The following is a 16,062-nucleotide window of genomic DNA, read 5'->3' as shown; positions in this document are numbered from 1 at the left end:
CCTCAGACGCGGGTGACCGGTTCGAATCGCAAGTGTAGAAGGCCTGTGCAGGCGCGGATCACAGAAGTGTTGCTGAATCAGACAGTGCGCGACGTTCGGGACGTCGCGCACTGCTGGCCAGTTACTGGCGGTAGGACTTGAGGAAGTTGCCGATGCGGCCGATGGCCATTTCCAGGTCGTCGACGCGGGGCAGGGTGACCACACGGAAGTGATCCGGCCACGGCCAGTTGAACGCGGTGCCCTGAACGACCAGCAGCTTCTCGGAAAGCAGCAGGTCGAGAACGAACTTCTCGTCGTTGTGGATCGGGCAGACCTTCGGGTCAATGCGCGGGAAGGCGTAGAGCGCACCCATCGGCTTGACGCAGCTGACGCCCGGAATGTCGTTGAGCAGCTCCCAAGTACGGTTGCGCTGTTCCAGCAAACGACCTTGCGGCAGCACCAGATCGTTGATGCTCTGATAGCCACCGAGTGCGGTCTGGATGGCATGCTGGCTTGGCACGTTGGCGCACAGGCGCATGTTGGCTAGCATGTCGATGCCTTCGATGTAGCTCTGGGCGTTGTGTTTCGGCCCGGAGATGGCGATCCAGCCGGAGCGGAAACCGGCCACACGGTAGGACTTCGACAGACCGTTGAAGGTCAGGCAGAGCAGGTCGGGCGCCAACGACGCGGTGCAGATGTGCACGGCATCGTCATAGAGGATCTTGTCGTAGATCTCGTCGGAGAACACCACCAGGTTGTGCGCACGGGCGATTTCCAGCATGCCCAGCAGCACTTCCTTGGAATACACCGCACCGGTCGGGTTGTTCGGGTTGATGATCACCATGGCTTTGGTGTTCGGGGTGATCTTGGCCTTGATGTCGGCCAGATCCGGGAACCAGTCGGCGCCTTCGTCGCACAGGTAATGCACGGCATTACCACCGGCCAGACTGACGGCGGCGGTCCACAGTGGATAATCCGGCGCCGGAACCAGCACTTCGTCGCCGTTGTTGAGCAGCGCCTGCAACGACATCACGATCAGCTCGGACACGCCGTTGCCCAGATAGATGTCTTCGATGCCGACACCTTCAACATTCTTTTGCTGGTAATACTGCATCACCGCCTTGCGCGCGCTGAACAGACCTTTGGAGTCGCTGTAGCCTTGCGCGGTCGGCAGGTTGCGGATCACATCCTGAAGAATTTCGTCCGGCGCCTCGAAACCAAACGGCGCCGGGTTGCCGATGTTCAGCTTGAGGATGCGCTGGCCTTCCTCTTCCAGTCGTTTGGCGTGCTTGAGCACCGGGCCGCGAATGTCGTAGCAGACGTTGGCGAGCTTGTTCGATTTGCTGAACTGCATGGCGATGTGATCCCGAAAATGAACGATCCAGACGCTGTATGAACTACCGTACTGGGAATCCTGCATATGCACGCCAATCGGTTGCCGGCACTCAACGCTGCAAAAAATCCGTTTGAGTGCGTGTAACGTGGCTGCCAGACTGGCGTCAAAACAAGGCGCAATCATACGTGCCACCCGATCCGTGGAAAAGGTACAGATCGGGCTTTTTCAGCCGCTGAGGTGTGATGATGGAAAAGTTGGAAAAAACCCTGGAAGAATGGAAAGCCATGCTCGATCCGCAGCAGTACGAGGTTTGCCGCCTCAGTGCGACCGAGCGACCGTTCTCCGGCAAATACAACGCCACCAAAACCGACGGTGTTTACCACTGCGTCTGCTGCAACGAAGCATTGTTCGACTCCAAAGCCAAATTCGACTCCGGTTGTGGCTGGCCGAGCTTTTATGAGCCGATCGGCAAAAGCGCGATGACCGAAATCCGCGATGTCAGCCACGGCATGATCCGTACCGAAGTGAAGTGCGCCCGCTGCGACGCGCATCTGGGTCATGTGTTCCCGGACGGCCCGCCGCCCACCGGCCTGCGTTATTGCATCAACTCGGTGTGCCTGAACCTCGAACCGCGCGAATAAACCCACAATCGCACGCCTGTCGGGCGGTCCGATCAATCCCACCATCGCATTCCGCCGGACGGTGCGATCAACTCCACGATCGCACGCCTTTCGGACGGTGCGATCAATTCGACGATCGCACGCCTGTCGGACCGTTCGATCGACCCCTGTAGGAGCTGCCGAAGGCTGCGATCTTTTGATTTGCTTTTTAAAGACAGGATCAAAAGATCGCAGCCTTCGGCAGCTCCTACACGAGGGTGTTCCTATTAATTAAATTGCACACAATTTAATTGCTCGCTATGTTTGGCCTTTCCCGATTATCTGCGGAGCCTGTCTCATGAGCGACAACCTGCTGAATATTCCGTGCACCACCATCAAAGGCGAGCAAAAGACCCTGGCCGATTTCGCCGGCAAAGCCGTGCTGGTGGTCAACACGGCGAGCAAATGCGGTTTCACCCCACAGTACAAAGGCCTTGAACAACTCTGGCAGACCTACAAGGATCAGGGTCTGGTGGTGCTGGGCTTTCCTTGCAACCAGTTCGGCAAGCAGGAGCCGGGCAACGAAGGCGCAATCAGCGAATTCTGCGAGTTGAACTTCGGTGTCAGCTTCCCGCTGTTCAAGAAGATCGACGTCAACGGTGCCGGAGCCCATCCGCTGTTCGTGCAGTTGAAGAAACGTGCGCCGGGCGTACTCGGCTCTCAAGGCATCAAGTGGAATTTCACCAAGTTCCTGATCGGCAAGGACGGCCAGTTGGTCAAGCGCTTCGCCCCGGCAACCAAGCCGCAGGACCTGAGCCGCGAGATCGAAGCCCTGCTCAAATGAACAATCTGTCGGTCGATTCGCTGAAGCTCGACAGTCAGTTGTGCTTCAAATTGTATGCCGCGTCCCGGGCAGTGATTCGTGCGTACAAGCCGATGCTCGATCAACTCGGCCTGACCTATCCGCAATATCTGGCGATGCTGGTGTTGTGGGAGTGGCAGGACGCCGCGCCGGAGCAACCGACGGTCAAGGCTTTGGGCGAACGCCTGGCGCTCGACTCCGGCACACTGACGCCATTGCTCAAGCGCCTTGAGCAGTTGCAACTGGTGCAACGGCGGCGCTCGGCCCGTGATGAGCGGGAAGTGCATTTGAGTCTGACGTCTGCCGGCCAGGCGTTGCGCGAGCAGGTCGGGCCGCTGAAAGCCCGGCTGCTGTGCGACAGCGGTGTGGATCTGGACCGGCTCAATGACCTGCGCAACGGCCTCGATCAACTGTTGGGGCAGATCAAAGCGCTGTCGTAGACGGAATCCATTGATCCAGCAGTGCCGCCAGTTCCTCGCGGCGGAACGGTTTCGCCAGATAGTCGCTCATGCCCGCCGCCCGGCAGCGTTCGCGCTCTTCGGACATGGCGTTGGCGGTCAGGGCGACAATCGGCAGACTCGGCCAGCGTCCGCTCTGGCGAATCTGCCGGCTGGCTTCGTAGCCGTCCATGACCGGCATGTTGCAGTCCATCAGGACCATGTCGAACTCGTGATACTCCAACTGATCCAGCGCTTCGGCGCCATGCGCGGCGACCACGACCTCGCAGCCGAGCTTGCCGAGCATGCCCTTGGCCACCAATTGATTGACCGGGTTGTCCTCGACCAGCAACACCCGCCCACGCCGCACGCTGGGTGAAGACTCCAGACGCGCATCGTTGATCGTGGTGGTGTCCGGTTGCAGGGTGCGACGCAGATTCTGATAGAGCGCATTACGCGCCAACGGTCGTGCCTGTTGCTGCAAAGGCGCGAGGGCGGCAGCCTCTTCGCTGGGCAGGAAACTGCCGTAGGCGGTCACCAGCAGAATCGGCGCGACGAGGGTCGGTCGCAAGCCGAACAGACATTCCGGACAGTCGGTAATCAGCACGTCTGGCGTCAGGCCCAGGAGCGAATCGTCGATGGTCCGCTGTTCATACTCGAGGCCCCAAACCGGCAGCACGCTTTGCAGCAACTCGGCCAGGCCGCTGCTGCCCGCCGTGATTGCCAGTACTTTGCCGTGCAGTGGCGCCGGGGCCAGCGCGCGGGTGTGGCAGGGAAGTGGCAACTCGGCGCAGAACTGACTGCCAAAACCGGTCTCGGAGCTGATGGTCAGACGTCCCTGCATGGCCTCGCAGAGGTTGTAGGTCAGCGCCAGTCCCAGCCCGGTGCCGCCGTACTGGCGGGTAATCCCGGCGCCGGCCTGGGTGAACGGCTGGAATATTTTCACCTGCGCATCCTGGGCGATGCCGATCCCGGTGTCGCAGACTTCGATGCGCACGCCGTCCTTGTATGCCGACAGGCGCACATCGACGCGGCCGAAACGGGTGAACTTCAGCGCGTTGGACAGCAGGTTGCTGACAATCTGCCGAACCCGGGTCGGATCGCCCAGTACCAGAGCGGGGAAGTGCGGATCGATCAGGCAAGTCAGCTCAACGCTCGGCGCGGCATTCTGCGACAGCAGGTTGGCCGTGTCTTCGATCAGTGAGCCGAGATCGAACGGAATATTTTCCAGCTCCAGTTGCCCGGCGTCGAACTTGGACAGGTCGAGAATATCGTTGAGCAACTCCACCAGCACCTTGCCGGAGTCATGGGCAATCGACAGCTGTTGCTGTTGCTCGGCGTTCAGCGGGCCGTCGAGCGACAGCGCGATCATCCCCAGTAAACCGTTGAGCGGCGTGCGGATTTCATGGCTCATGTTGGCGAGGAAGGCCGAGCGCGCTTCGGCCATTTCCAGCGCGGTGCTGCGCGCAACTTCGAGTTCCTGGTTGGACTGGCTGAGCCGGGCGTTGATCGCCTTGAGTTCAGCGGTGCGCGCCGAGACGATGTTTTCCAGTTGGCCGAGATAGTCGGTCAGGCGATTTTCGGCGTTGCGGCGTTGCTGGATCTCGGTGGCAATGTTTTCGAACTGCTGGTTGGCAACTTTGACCAGCACGCCGATCTCGTCATTGCCGTGCCCGGCCGGACACTCCAGAGTTGTTGGCTCGGCGGAGCGAGGGTCACGCCCGCTGAGTTCGCGGATCACCCGCACCAGTGGTTTGGTCAACATGACGTAAAACAGCGCGAGCAGGATTCCGGTCAGGATCAGGCTGCGGGCAAAACCGTTGAGGAGGGTGATTTCCGCGCGGCGCAGAAAACGGCTGCCGAAAGCATAAGTGTCGACTTCAAGGCTCAAGACACCCAGAGATTCGTTGGGCAAGTGATCAAGATAGAGGCGGTCTTCGAACTGCCGCTTGGCGCCAAACAGGAAGTCGCTGATCACCCGATAGCTGCTCTGCAGTTCGGGGCGTTTGACACTGGCCAGCACCGTACCGTTGTTGTCGGTCAGTTGCGCAGAGATGATCGCCGGCGAACGTAGCAAACCCAGCGTGAGTTCCTGTGCCAGTTCGGCGTCGATGTTGTAGGCAATGCGCGATGCCGGGTTATGGCTGATTTCCAGCAAAGACAGGATTTCACGATTGATGGAGGCGTCTTCACTGGCATAATCGATGCCGATTTGCAGCAGGCTGAGCAGCGTGCCCAAAATGAACCCGACCAGCACAGTAAGCCTGGCTTGCTTGTAAGACAGCCGGTGGGTGAATTTGATATCCATGGGGTGTTGAACCACTTCCGTTTCCCTTCGCTGCTCAAGCATAGTCGATCATGTATGGATACCGAGGTTCCCGAATCGCCTTGTAACAAGGCCCGGCGCGGGGGTTTAAATCCGTTTGCCGTCGCAGGGTTACCATCATCACTTTGAAAATGCCCGAGGAGAAGACGTGGATTCCCGATTGAATGCTTTTCTTGAGCGCGCCGAATCGGTTCTGGCGCGAATCGAACCGCTGTTGCCGGCATCGCGTCCCGTCATTGACTGGGGCACCTGCCTGGCTGCGCGCTGGCAGCGTGACGGGCGCAGCGGGTATCTGCTGCCGCTGGAAGTCAGCCTCGACATGCGTCTGTCCGACCTGATTGGTGTCGACCGTCAACTTGAGCAATTGGGCCGCAACACTCAGCAATTCCTTGACGGCATGCCGGCCAACCACGCATTGCTCTGGGGCTCGCGCGGTACCGGCAAATCCTCGCTGGTACGGGCGCTGCTCGCCGAACACGCCAAATCCGGCCTGCGCCTGATCGAAATCGAGCGCGACCATCTGGCTGACCTGCCCCGCGTGGTCGAGCAGATCGGTAAACTGCCACAACGCTTCGTGCTGTTTTGCGATGACTTGTCGTTCGAGTCCGGTGAAGGCGATTACCGCGTCCTGAAAAGCGTGCTCGACGGTTCGCTCGAGCAGGCGCCGGATAACGTTTTGCTCTACGCGACCTCCAACCGCCGCCATCTGGTGCCGGAAAAGGAAAGCGACAACGAAAACTGGAAACGTGTAGATGGCGAGCTGCACCCAAGCGAAGCCGTCGAAGACAAGATCGCCCTGTCGGATCGATTCGGCTTGTGGCTGTCGTTTTACCCGTTTACTCAAGAACACTTCCTCGACGTCGTCGAACACTGGATCGGCCAACTGGCCGCCAAGGCCGGCCTGAGCTGGCAGCGCGACGAAGAGCTGGACATCCTTGCCGTGCGTTGGGCCACCGGCCGCGGTAATCGCAACGGACGTTGCGCGTATCAATTCGCCCGATACTGGGTGGGACTGAAATTGTTGGAGCACAAGGCATGATTGATTTGCAACAAAGCGGCCAGGGCCTCGAAGGCTATGGCATGTTGGCCGCTCAACTGGAGTCGCTGCTGGCTGACGAGCGCGATTTTATCGCCAACGCTGCGCAGTTTTCGGCGTTCCTGTTCAACCAGCTCGATGATCTGAACTGGGCCGGTTTCTACCTCAATCGCAACGAAGAACTGGTGCTCGGCCCGTTTCAGGGGCAAATCGCCTGCGTGCGCATTCCATTCGGTCGTGGCGTGTGCGGCGCGGCGGCGGCCACTCGGCAAACCCAGCGGGTCGAAGATGTGCACGCGTTTCCCGGGCACATCGCCTGCGACAGCGCGTCGAACAGTGAGTTGGTCGTGCCGTTGGTCAAGGACGGCCGCCTGGTCGCTGTTCTCGATCTGGACAGCCCGAAACTGGCGCGTTTCGGCGCCGACGATCAGGCCGGCATCGAACAACTGGCGTCGATCTTCCTGCGTCTGACCGACTGCTGATCATGCGGTGAGGCCAGCCTTGTGCAACAGGCTGGCCGGATCCACTGCGTCGATTTGCTGTGGGTCGAGAAAACGTGCGGCGTATTGCAGGTACACACCCTCGTTGACGAACAAGCCGAACAGTTGTGCATCGATGTGCGCCTCGCGGCACATCGTCGCCATGATCCCTAACGCTTCGCTCAGCGACTTGGCCTTCTTGTAGGGCCGATCGGCTGCGGTCAGCGCTTCGAAAATATCGGCGATCGCCATCATCCTTGCCGGCAGGCTCATTTCTTCGCGTTTCAAGCGTTTCGGGTAACCACTGCCGTCCATCTTTTCATGATGGCCGCCGGCGATTTCGGCGATGCTCTCGAGGTGGCCGGGGAAGGGCAAGTGACTGAGCATCATGATCGTCTGCACCATGTGGTGATTGATGATGTAGCGCTCTTCGCGGGTCAGCGTGCCACGGGTGATGCTCAGGTTGTACAGCTCGCCACGATTGTATTTGTAGCGCGGTACATCCAGTTTGAAACCCCATGGATTGTCTTCGGGTATCAACTCGTTCTTGTCTCGTTCAAGCAGATGTTCGGGCTTGTCTGCCAGCAGCGATTCGCTGACCGGCAGGGTCGGCGCAGGCGTGCGGGCCTGACGGCGGTTTTCGTCCCACGACACGCCCAATCGATCATCCAGCGTGCGCGTCCAGGTCCGTCGGGCAAGCTTATCGAGGCGTTGCAGATCGGCTTCGGCCATGGCTTCGCCGCCCAGATTGCAACGGGCGACAAAGGCGAAGTCTGCGTCCAGCGCAGCCAGTGTGGCATCCCGCAGGTCGCGCAATGCCACCTCGTCTGCGCCCTTGGCCAGCGCTTGCCAGTAATCGATCCAGGCATCGCGCTTGAGCACCTCGAAGCGGGTGCGAATCTCGTGGATGCGGTCGTTGATGGTTTCCAGCTTGGTGGCTTTGTCGACCACGTATTCCGGCGTCGTGACCTTGCCGCAATCGTGCAGCCACGCCGCAATGTGCAAGGCTTCCCAGTCATCCTCGGTGGGCTGGTAGGTGCTGAACGCCGGTGCCTGGCTGGCCGCCGCAGCCTGGGCGAGCATCAGGGTCAGCTCCGGCACGCGCTGACAGTGGCCGCCGGTGTACGGACTTTTGGCATCGATAGCGCCGGCGAGCAATTGAATGAAAGCGTCCAGCAACTGTTTCTGTTTCGCTTGCAGGCGCTGGCTTTCGATACTCACTGCCGCCGCGCCGGATACCGCTTGCAGGAAGGCGATACGGTCGGGGCGCAGTTTTTCCAGATCGGCAGGCGTGCCGCTGTCATTGACCAGCAAAATCAACAGGCCAATCGTTTCGTTGTGGCGGTTGCGCAGGCGTATGCCGATCAGATGCACGCGCGGGGACGTCATCGCGAGCAATACTTTTTGCAGGTCTCTGGCCTGCTCGAAACCGAGGTTGGTGACCACATTGTCGGCGTGCACCAGTTCCTCGAACCATGCCGGGCCCTGGCTCGTTTGCAGGTCGTGGCCCTGAATGTCGAAAGTTTCCAGGGTTTGCGGGGTGTCATCGATCACCAATCCGTAAGGCTCCATGCGGCTGCCATCGCTCTCGCGCAAATAAATCAGGCCCGCCTGTGCCTGGGCGATCTGCACCGTCTCGAACAGCACCCGTTGCAGCAACGGCGCGAAGCGGGTTTCGGCGCACAGACTGTCGGTGATGCGGAAGAAGCTCGCCAGGGTGTCCTTCATGCGCGCCATCGACAGACTCAGTTGGTCAACTTCCAGCACGGGCGAGCGCCGGGTCACCGGGAAATTGAAGTCGAAACTGCGAATCGCATCGGCTTCCTTGACCAGAGCGTGCAAGGGTTTGACCAGTGTGCGCGAAATCAGCCAGCCCAACGGCAGGCACAACAGCAACGTTGCCAGGGTTATCAGCGCGCCTTGCCAGCGCATGCGATAAGCGTCGACGAGCAATTCATCCTCCGGCACCAGCAAGGCCATTTGCAGGCCTTGCGGCCCGCCCTCCTGCAAGCTGCTGCGGGCGACGATCCAGGGGCGGCCATCGACTTTTATGCGATTGCCGTGCTGCTCGCCGGACAACAAGGCACGCAGGCGCGGGCTCAAGTCGGCAGCCTTGGCCAGGCGCGCGGTGCGGTCGTCGACGATCAGTCGGCTGCTGTCCGGCCAGGCCACGGCATTGCCTTCGGCGTCGAACAGGATGATCTCGGTGTTCGGCGTCACCACGTGCTTGATCAGCGTCGCCGAGAGCGCGGCGAGGGTCAGGTCGGCGCCGATGACCGTCGTGTCAGCGCTGCGCCGGGCCAGGGTGGTACCGACATTGTGAGTGGAGAAAAACACATAGGGTTCGGTGGTGATCTGGTCGCCACTTTCCCGGGCGTTGCTGTACCAATCGCGGCTGCGTGGATCGTAACTGTCATCGGGGTTGTCCTGGCGGGCGAGGAGCGACAGGCCCTGATCGAAAAACAATGACTGCGAGCGGGTGCCGGCGCTGCCGTCGTGCTCGATGCTCCAGACTTGATACACCGCTGCCGGCGGCGCCTTGAGCTGGGTCTTCAAGGCCTCGCTGCGCAAGGCCCGCACCATGAAGAAGTCGCCATTGCCATAGCCGAGGTAAAGCGAGGCGAGGTCAGGGTTGTCCTTGAGCGACTGGCTGAAGGGTTTGAGCAGAGTCAGACGCTGTTGCAGATCAGTTGCCTGGGCCGCGGGGTAGTCGGCCAAAAGGCTCAACAAGTGGCGGATCGGCTGGTACGTGGCGTGCAGATCCAGGCGCACATCCTGTTCGATGCGATTGAACAGATGCTCACTGCTCGAAAGAATGATGCGGGTCGTCTGGCTGTAATTGAACAGCCCCAGCACCACTGCGGTCAGCAACATCAGGAAGGTGAACATCACGCTGATATGCACGTGCAGAGGGAACCGGCGTTGATCCGTGCGCAGTGGGCTGGGCATTGCTGACTCTCCATGGGGGATAAACACACTGCTCAGCGCCCAAGCATAGTTAAGGCTCGGTCATTCTGCTTTTATGGTTCTGCTCCAGCTGTTGCTGCAATGCCTGCTCCAGTTCAAGTATCGCCGCGTCGGTGGTTTTGCAGTGTTGAGCGATGGTGGCTGCGGACTGCACTTGTACGCAGGCTTGCTCCAGTGCTTCGCAACAGGCGATCAGGCGCGAGGCCTGGGCGATCCGCGCGGCGCCCTTGATCTTGTGCGCCGTCACGATCAACGCCTCGCGGTCGGAGTGCGGCGACAAGGCCAGCAGTTCCTGGCGATCAAGCCGGCTGCTGTTGAGCAGTTCGCGGAGCAGACGCTGGATCTGCACCGGGTTATCCCCCGTGAGCTGACTGAAGCCTTCAAGGTTGAAGGTTGGTGCCGGGAAGGCCGGCTTGAGTTCGTTGACCCAGTGGCTCAGCGCGCTAAGGCTCAGCGGTTTGAACAGGCAGTCGTTCATGCCGGCCTGTTTGCAGCGCTGGATTTCCTCGGGTTGCGCGTTGGCCGTGAAACCCAGCACGGTACACGGTGGTTTCCCGGTCAGTTGCTCCTGCTGGCGAATCGCTCGGGTCAGCTCATAGCCGTTCATTACCGGCATATTGCAGTCGGCGATGACCAGATCGAAATTGCCGGTCTGCCATTTCTCCAGACCGCTTCGACCCTCTTCGGCCAGGCTGAAGCGGTGCCCCAGGTACTCCAGTTGCTGGCACATCAATAGGCGATTGGCCGGATGGTCATCGACCACCAATATGTTCAACGGCGCGAAAGTCACCCGGATCGGCGGCTCGCGCCGTGCGGTGCTCACTTCGCTGGGTAGCGTCTGTAGCGGCATGGACAGGCAGACCTGGGTGCCGATGCCGGGCTGACTGCACAATTGCAACCGGCCACCCATCATTTCGCAGAGGCTGCGACTGATGAACAGGCCGAGGCCTGCGCCGCCACGGCTTTGCTGTTGAGCGTTGTCGGCCTGGGAAAAAGGTTCGAACAGTCGTTGCTGGTCTTCGGCGCTGATACCGACGCCGGTGTCCTGAATCGTCAACTGGATCAGTGAGAGTTCGGGTGTGCCGCCGGGCAGTATGTCGAGGTCGATACGGATGCGTCCGTGTTCGGTGAACTTGATGGCGTTGCTGATCAGGTTCGACAGCACCTGCTTGAAGCGCATCGGGTCCAGATGAACGTCGACGTCCAGTTCGGGTGGATTGACGGTCAGTGTCAGGGGGAGGTTTTTCTGTCGGGCGAGGCCATCGAAGATTCTCGCCACCGACGCCACCGTTTCAACCAGGTTGACCCGTTCCGGGCTCAGGCTCAGGCGGCCAGACTCGATTCTGGCGATATCGAGGATATCGCCGATCAGTCCCAGCAGATCCTTGGCCGAGTGGTAGGCGGTATCGATTGACGATCGGTCCGGGTGCTGTTGGTCCATGCGCTTGAGGGTCAGTTCGAGCATGCCGATCACCGCATTCATCGGCGTGCGGATCTCGTGGCTCATGGTCGCCAGAAAGGTGCTTTTGGCGCGATTGGCGTCATCCGCCTGTTCCTTGGCCAGGCGCAGTTCATCGAACAGTTGGCGGCGCTCGCTGATGTCGATCCAGCCACCGATGATGCCTTTGACTTCGCCGCTGGAGTCGCGGTAGGGCAATATCCAGTGATAGATCGTCAAGCGTCGGGTACCGATATGCAACGGACGATCAAGTACCAGCGGCGTACCTTCAGCTACCACCCGTTGGTAGTCCGCCTGATATGTCTGGGCTTCGAACGCGTTGCTCAGCGTGCCTTGCATGACATTTTTGCCGATGACGTCTTCGCGTTTGGCATTGAACGCATCAAGGTAGCTGTCGTTGCAGCTCTGCAGCAAACCCTGGCAATCACGCACATAGATGGGATGGGGCGTGCCGTTGACCAGCGAACTCATGAATTCGAATTGATCATTCAAGGCCCGTTCGGCCATCTTGCGTTGCTTGATCTGTCGACGCATGTAAGCGTTCCAGAGCAATGACAACAACAGCAGCAGGCAGGCACCACCAATCACTTGATAGAACAGGCGCTGGTAATGCCGCCAGTTACTTTGCGCCGCTGTCGAGAAACCCCGCCAGCGACTGTTGATCACGCCCAGTTCTTCGGGCGTGATGCTCAGCAGTGCCTTGTCGAGGATCGATCCCAGCTCGGTATTGCCTCGCGCGATGGCCAGTGAAAACGCTGCCTGACGTGTGCCAAGGGTGGTAGTGATCTGCAAGGGGTGTTCGAAGATGCGCGATGAAATCAGATAGTTGGCAATCACCAGCGAACTGACGGCGCCATCAACCTTGCCCTCGGCAAGCAAGGTCGCGGCGCTGAAGGTATCGGACGTTTCAATGACTTCGATGTGTGGAAACTCGCGGCGCAGGTAATCGGTCAAGGGACTGCCCTGGGCGATCGCCAGGTACTTATCCTTGAGCTGACTCAGATGCGAAGGGCTGTCAGCGGCTTTGCGCGTCAGTAAAACATAGGAGTTTTCCAGGTAGGGGCGGCTGAATTGCAGGCGCTTCTCACGTTGCGGACTCGGTAGCAGGGCAGCGATCAGATCGGCTTGATGCAGCCTGACCTGCTCGATCATTGCGTCGTCGCTGCGACTGCGGCGAATGTCGAAGCGTAGTCCGGTGCGCAGGCGCAGCAGTTCGAGCAGGTCGGCGGTGATGCCCCGGAAATTGCCGTCGCTGTCGAAAAATGTCAGCGGAGCGAGGGCGTCGTTCACCACCACTCGAATCACCGGGTGCTGTTTGAGCCATTCTTCTTCATTACGGGTCAATTGCAACTTCTGGTCGGTCAGCAGGATATCGCTGCCGGCACTCCAGCGTTTCGCAATACTGTCGCGTTCACTGCGCGGAACAGCATTGAGTACGGTGTTGATGATGTTCAGCAGTTGCCCGTTGCCAGTGTGTACGGCAAAGCTGAAGCCATGGGCTTCCTGTTTGCCGAAGTTGGCCATGCGAATGTTGTTCAGGTAACCCTTGTTGATCATGTAGTGGGTGGAAATGGTGTCGCCGAGAAACACGTCGGCCTGGTCAAATGCTACCGCGTTGATCGCATTCTGATAGGACGGGTAGGAAGTGAGAATGGCCTTCGGGTACAGGGCTTTGACTTCTTCTTGCGGCAAGTAGTGATAGACCATGCTCAGACGCAATCCGGCCAGCCCTTCGGTCAGCGAACGGGTCTCGTCTTCCCGGGTCACCAGCACCGGTTGATCGATGGCGTAGGGGATGGAAAGGACGATGTCGGGGTTGCTCGCTTCGAATCCGTTGGCGCTGCCGAGCATGTCGACCTGGCCCGCCAGCAGCGCCTCCAGGGCCGCATCCCGGGAGGCGAAGCGCTCGATGCGGATCGGCAGGCCGGTGGCCTGGCCGAGGAAACCGGCGTAGTCCGCGGTGAAGCCCTCGTAGTCGCGCCCGCTTGATGTCATGTCGAACGGTGGATAATCCGGGGCGGAGGTGCCCAGGATCAGTTCATGCCGTCCCTGCAACCATTGCCGTTGTGAGGCATCGAGGGGCACTGGCATCAATTCGAACGTCGACCGGCTCCGCAGGACATAGCTGTGCGGGGTGAGGAGGGAGGCCAGAACCTGTGTACTCAGAAACAGGCCTGCAATCAGTCCGGCAAGATGGACAAAGCGAATGGGCATGCGGGCTCTCACACTAATGCGTTACGTTTGGCCATCTCGATAAGTTCCACCAGAGACTTGGCTTTGAGTTTTTGCATCAGGCGTTTTTTGTAAGTGCTGACGGTCTTGTTACTGAGGAACATGCCTTTGGCAATTTCCTTGTTAGTACGGCCTTGGGCAAATAACTGCAAGACCATAAGTTCGCGGTCATTGACGGATTTGAACAGTTCAAGTTCGGCATAACGTATATCGTCGCTGCGTACCGGATTGAGTGCCTGGCTGGGGAAATAGTTGTAACCGGAAAGAACTGCCTTGATGGCGCTGACCAGTTCACTGAGGTCTTCTTCCTTGCACACGTAACCGGATGCGCCGGACTGCATGCAGCGAATACCGAAGAGAGTCGGGCACTGGGCGGTCAGTACGAGGGTCTTGAGCGGGGTGCTCATGGCGTTGAAACGAGCGAGAACCTCCAGCCCATCGAGCTTGGGGATACTGATGTCGAGAATGACCAGATCGGGCATGCATTCGCGGACCATTTGCATGGCATCGACCCCATTATCGGTTTCGCCAACGACCTTGTAGCCTTCGTGCTCCAGCAGCATTCGAACGGCAAGTCGGATGACGGGGTGATCATCGACAATAAAAACGGAGTTCATAATCAAATCCCATACGTACGCGAATAAAGCGCGCACCTTAGCTCAGATGAATGAGCGCTCGCATGAACTGAGGTGGCTCTAGCGGCAATATAGGATTATTCCTACACACTTAAGGGAATTCGACTACGGTTGAACTAGGTGTAGCATTAGGAAGTGTGGGGTTTGTATGTTTATAGGGCTGTTCTAAATTGTTTAAAGATATCGGGTAGATGTTTATTAATGTTTCAGGAAAGTTTTTGAAAGCTTTTTGAGAGACACATGGGTTCCTGGGCGGGCGATGACTACTCACGACACCCGCACTCAACCGACCAGCGCAGGCTGGACGGTCGAGACGAACATTGTCAGTGACTGGAGCGACCGGTCATTTCCAGCGCCATGTCGCTGGCGTAACTGTCGGTCATGCCGGCGATGAAATCGATCATGCGCAGGAACGACGCGTGCAGCGGCCCATGCGGGTCAGGTGCGTTGTTTCCCAGCAGGTCGAGGATGCGGCGGCTCTTGAACGACGGCGTACGACCATTGTGCTGCTCGAGTGCCGCACCGCAAAACGCGTTGAGGAGGATCTCCAGCGTGGTGTAGGCGCCGATTTCATGCAGCGTCTTGCGTTTATCCTGAAAGATCTTCTTGCGGGCAATGTCCTTGGCGTTCAACACGCAGCGTTTGGCCGGACCGTGCATGTGTTCGACCAGATCGCCGTGCAGAGTACCGGCGAGCAGTGCGTCTTGTTGCTCGACGAATGCTCGCGCCGCCGCATTGGTCAAATGCTCGATGGCCTTGCCGCGCAGAATCGCCAGTTTGCGCCGGCGGGAATCCTGCGGGCCGAGCTGACGGTAAGTCTCCGGCAGGTCATCGCCGACCAGCCCGAGCAGCAGCGACTCGACTTCGGCGTACTCGAGCAACTCCATTTCCAGACCGTCTTCCAGATCGATCAGCGCATAGCAGATGTCGTCGGCGGCCTCCATCAGATAAACCAGCGGATGGCGTGCCCAACGTTGATCTTCCAGTTGCGGCAGACCCAGTTTGTGGGCGATCTGTTCGAGCAGCGGCAGCTCGCTCTGGTAGCAGCCGAACTTGTGCTTCTTGTAACCGAGCGAGTCAGCGTGACGTGCCGTCCACGGATACTTCAAATACGTGCCGAGGGTCGCGTAGGTCAGGCGAGTGCCACCGTCGAACTGGTGATATTCCAGTTGAGTCAGTACCCGAAAGCCTTGAGCGTTGCCTTCGAAATTGAGGAAGTCACCGCGCTCGGCTTCGCTCATTGCATCGAGCCAGCCACGCCCGGCCGCCTGTTGGAACCAGTGGCGAATGGCATCTTCACCGGAGTGACCGAAGGGCGGGTTGCCGATGTCGTGGGCCAGACACGCCGATTGCACCACCATGCCCAGATCACTCGGGTCGCACCAGTCGGGCAGGGCGCTGCGCAGGGTTTCGCCGACCCGCATGCCCAGCGAACGACCCACGCAACTGACTTCCAGCGAGTGGGTCAGACGCGTGTGAATATGGTCGTTGCTCGACACCGGGTGCACTTGGGTCTTGCGGCCCAGGCGGCGGAAGGCACCGGAGAAGATGATGCGGTCGTGGTCTTTGTGAAAAGGGCTGCGGCCGAGTTCTTGCGGGCTGTGCAGCGGCTTGCCGAGGCGTTCGCGGTTGAGCAGGGTTTGCCAATCCAAGGCTGATTCTCTCCGTCAGGATGACTGTTGCCCTAGCTTCCCGGTTCGTGCGCATGCCTGCAA

Annotated in this window: 11 protein-coding genes; 5 read left to right on the top strand and 6 right to left on the bottom strand. The window is 59.4% G+C overall.

Features of this window, described 5'->3' with window-relative positions; translation table 11 throughout:
• Positions 1-121: 121 nt before the first annotated feature.
• On the bottom strand, positions 122-1,333 hold the full coding sequence (locus tag C2E19_RS20905; RefSeq protein ID WP_003226761.1) for a pyridoxal phosphate-dependent aminotransferase: 1,212 nt from the start codon (positions 1,331-1,333) through the stop codon (positions 122-124).
• A 227-nt stretch (positions 1,334-1,560) separates the two neighbouring features.
• Between C2E19_RS20905 and msrB the strand changes: the two genes are divergently transcribed.
• The 3 genes from msrB (at position 1,561) to C2E19_RS20890 (ending at position 3,216) form a co-directional block, all read left to right on the top strand.
• Positions 1,561-1,956: a peptide-methionine (R)-S-oxide reductase MsrB gene (gene msrB / locus C2E19_RS20900; protein ID WP_129394894.1), complete on the top strand. Its 396-nt coding sequence runs from the start codon at positions 1,561-1,563 to the stop codon at positions 1,954-1,956.
• A gap of 316 nt (positions 1,957-2,272) precedes the next feature.
• Positions 2,273-2,758, top strand: coding sequence for a glutathione peroxidase (locus tag C2E19_RS20895; protein ID WP_129394893.1), 486 nt, complete (start codon positions 2,273-2,275; stop codon positions 2,756-2,758).
• Positions 2,755-3,216, top strand: coding sequence for a MarR family winged helix-turn-helix transcriptional regulator (locus tag C2E19_RS20890; RefSeq protein WP_129394892.1), 462 nt, complete (start codon positions 2,755-2,757; stop codon positions 3,214-3,216). Before C2E19_RS20895 ends, C2E19_RS20890 begins: the two co-directional genes overlap by 4 nt.
• Here C2E19_RS20890 and C2E19_RS20885 read toward each other — a convergent pair.
• Positions 3,200-5,521 carry a response regulator gene (locus C2E19_RS20885; RefSeq protein ID WP_129394891.1) on the bottom strand — a complete coding sequence of 774 codons (2,322 nt, stop codon included), beginning with the start codon at positions 5,519-5,521 and terminating at the stop codon, positions 3,200-3,202. The genes C2E19_RS20890 and C2E19_RS20885 overlap by 17 nt on opposite strands.
• A 166-nt stretch (positions 5,522-5,687) precedes the next feature.
• Between C2E19_RS20885 and C2E19_RS20880 the strand changes: the two genes are divergently transcribed.
• Both C2E19_RS20880 and C2E19_RS20875 read left to right on the top strand, forming a co-directional pair.
• Complete coding sequence (locus C2E19_RS20880; protein WP_129394890.1) at positions 5,688-6,578, top strand: ATP-binding protein; 891 nt, start codon at positions 5,688-5,690, stop codon at positions 6,576-6,578.
• Positions 6,575-7,057, top strand: coding sequence for a GAF domain-containing protein (locus C2E19_RS20875; RefSeq protein WP_129394889.1), 483 nt, complete (start codon positions 6,575-6,577; stop codon positions 7,055-7,057). Before C2E19_RS20880 ends, C2E19_RS20875 begins: the two co-directional genes overlap by 4 nt.
• Here the strand turns inward: C2E19_RS20875 and C2E19_RS20870 are convergent, their stop codons facing one another.
• The 4 genes from C2E19_RS20870 to C2E19_RS20855 form a co-directional block, all read right to left on the bottom strand.
• Positions 7,058-10,003: an HD domain-containing phosphohydrolase gene (locus C2E19_RS20870; protein ID WP_129394888.1), complete on the bottom strand. Its 2,946-nt coding sequence runs from the start codon at positions 10,001-10,003 to the stop codon at positions 7,058-7,060.
• 49 nt (positions 10,004-10,052) lie between these two features.
• Positions 10,053-13,694, bottom strand: a complete 3,642-nt coding sequence (locus tag C2E19_RS20865) for a transporter substrate-binding domain-containing protein (protein ID WP_129394887.1) — start codon at positions 13,692-13,694, stop codon at positions 10,053-10,055.
• Between the two features lie 8 nt (positions 13,695-13,702).
• Positions 13,703-14,329 (bottom strand): response regulator transcription factor, encoded by a 627-nt coding sequence (locus C2E19_RS20860; protein WP_064391377.1) that lies wholly within the window; start codon positions 14,327-14,329, stop codon positions 13,703-13,705.
• Positions 14,330-14,670: 341 nt separating this feature from the next.
• A complete protein-coding gene (locus C2E19_RS20855) occupies positions 14,671-15,999 on the bottom strand; it encodes a deoxyguanosinetriphosphate triphosphohydrolase (protein WP_129394886.1) in 1,329 nt (442 codons plus the stop codon).
• Positions 16,000-16,062 lie beyond the last annotated feature (63 nt).

Source organism: Pseudomonas sp. DTU12.3 (genome assembly GCF_004124275.1).
Lineage (GTDB): Bacteria > Pseudomonadota > Gammaproteobacteria > Pseudomonadales > Pseudomonadaceae > Aquipseudomonas > Aquipseudomonas helmanticensis.
Note: the sequence above shows the minus strand (reverse complement) of the source record. Positions and strands in the feature narration are given on the sequence as shown.

What these genes read in the sequence shown, in the direction of transcription:
- C2E19_RS20875 (WP_129394889.1), top strand. Translation starts at nt 6,575, where the DNA reads ATGATTGATTTGCAACAAAGCGGCCAGGGCCTCGAAGGCTATGGCATG.
- C2E19_RS20865 (WP_129394887.1), bottom strand. Translation starts at nt 13,694, where the DNA reads ATGCCCATTCGCTTTGTCCATCTTGCCGGACTGATTGCAGGCCTGTTT.
- C2E19_RS20905 (WP_003226761.1), bottom strand. Translation starts at nt 1,333, where the DNA reads ATGCAGTTCAGCAAATCGAACAAGCTCGCCAACGTCTGCTACGACATT.
- C2E19_RS20860 (WP_064391377.1), bottom strand. Translation starts at nt 14,329, where the DNA reads ATGAACTCCGTTTTTATTGTCGATGATCACCCCGTCATCCGACTTGCC.
- C2E19_RS20885 (WP_129394891.1), bottom strand. Translation starts at nt 5,521, where the DNA reads ATGGATATCAAATTCACCCACCGGCTGTCTTACAAGCAAGCCAGGCTT.
- msrB (WP_129394894.1), top strand. Translation starts at nt 1,561, where the DNA reads ATGGAAAAGTTGGAAAAAACCCTGGAAGAATGGAAAGCCATGCTCGAT.
- C2E19_RS20870 (WP_129394888.1), bottom strand. Translation starts at nt 10,003, where the DNA reads ATGCCCAGCCCACTGCGCACGGATCAACGCCGGTTCCCTCTGCACGTG.
- C2E19_RS20895 (WP_129394893.1), top strand. Translation starts at nt 2,273, where the DNA reads ATGAGCGACAACCTGCTGAATATTCCGTGCACCACCATCAAAGGCGAG.
- C2E19_RS20890 (WP_129394892.1), top strand. Translation starts at nt 2,755, where the DNA reads ATGAACAATCTGTCGGTCGATTCGCTGAAGCTCGACAGTCAGTTGTGC.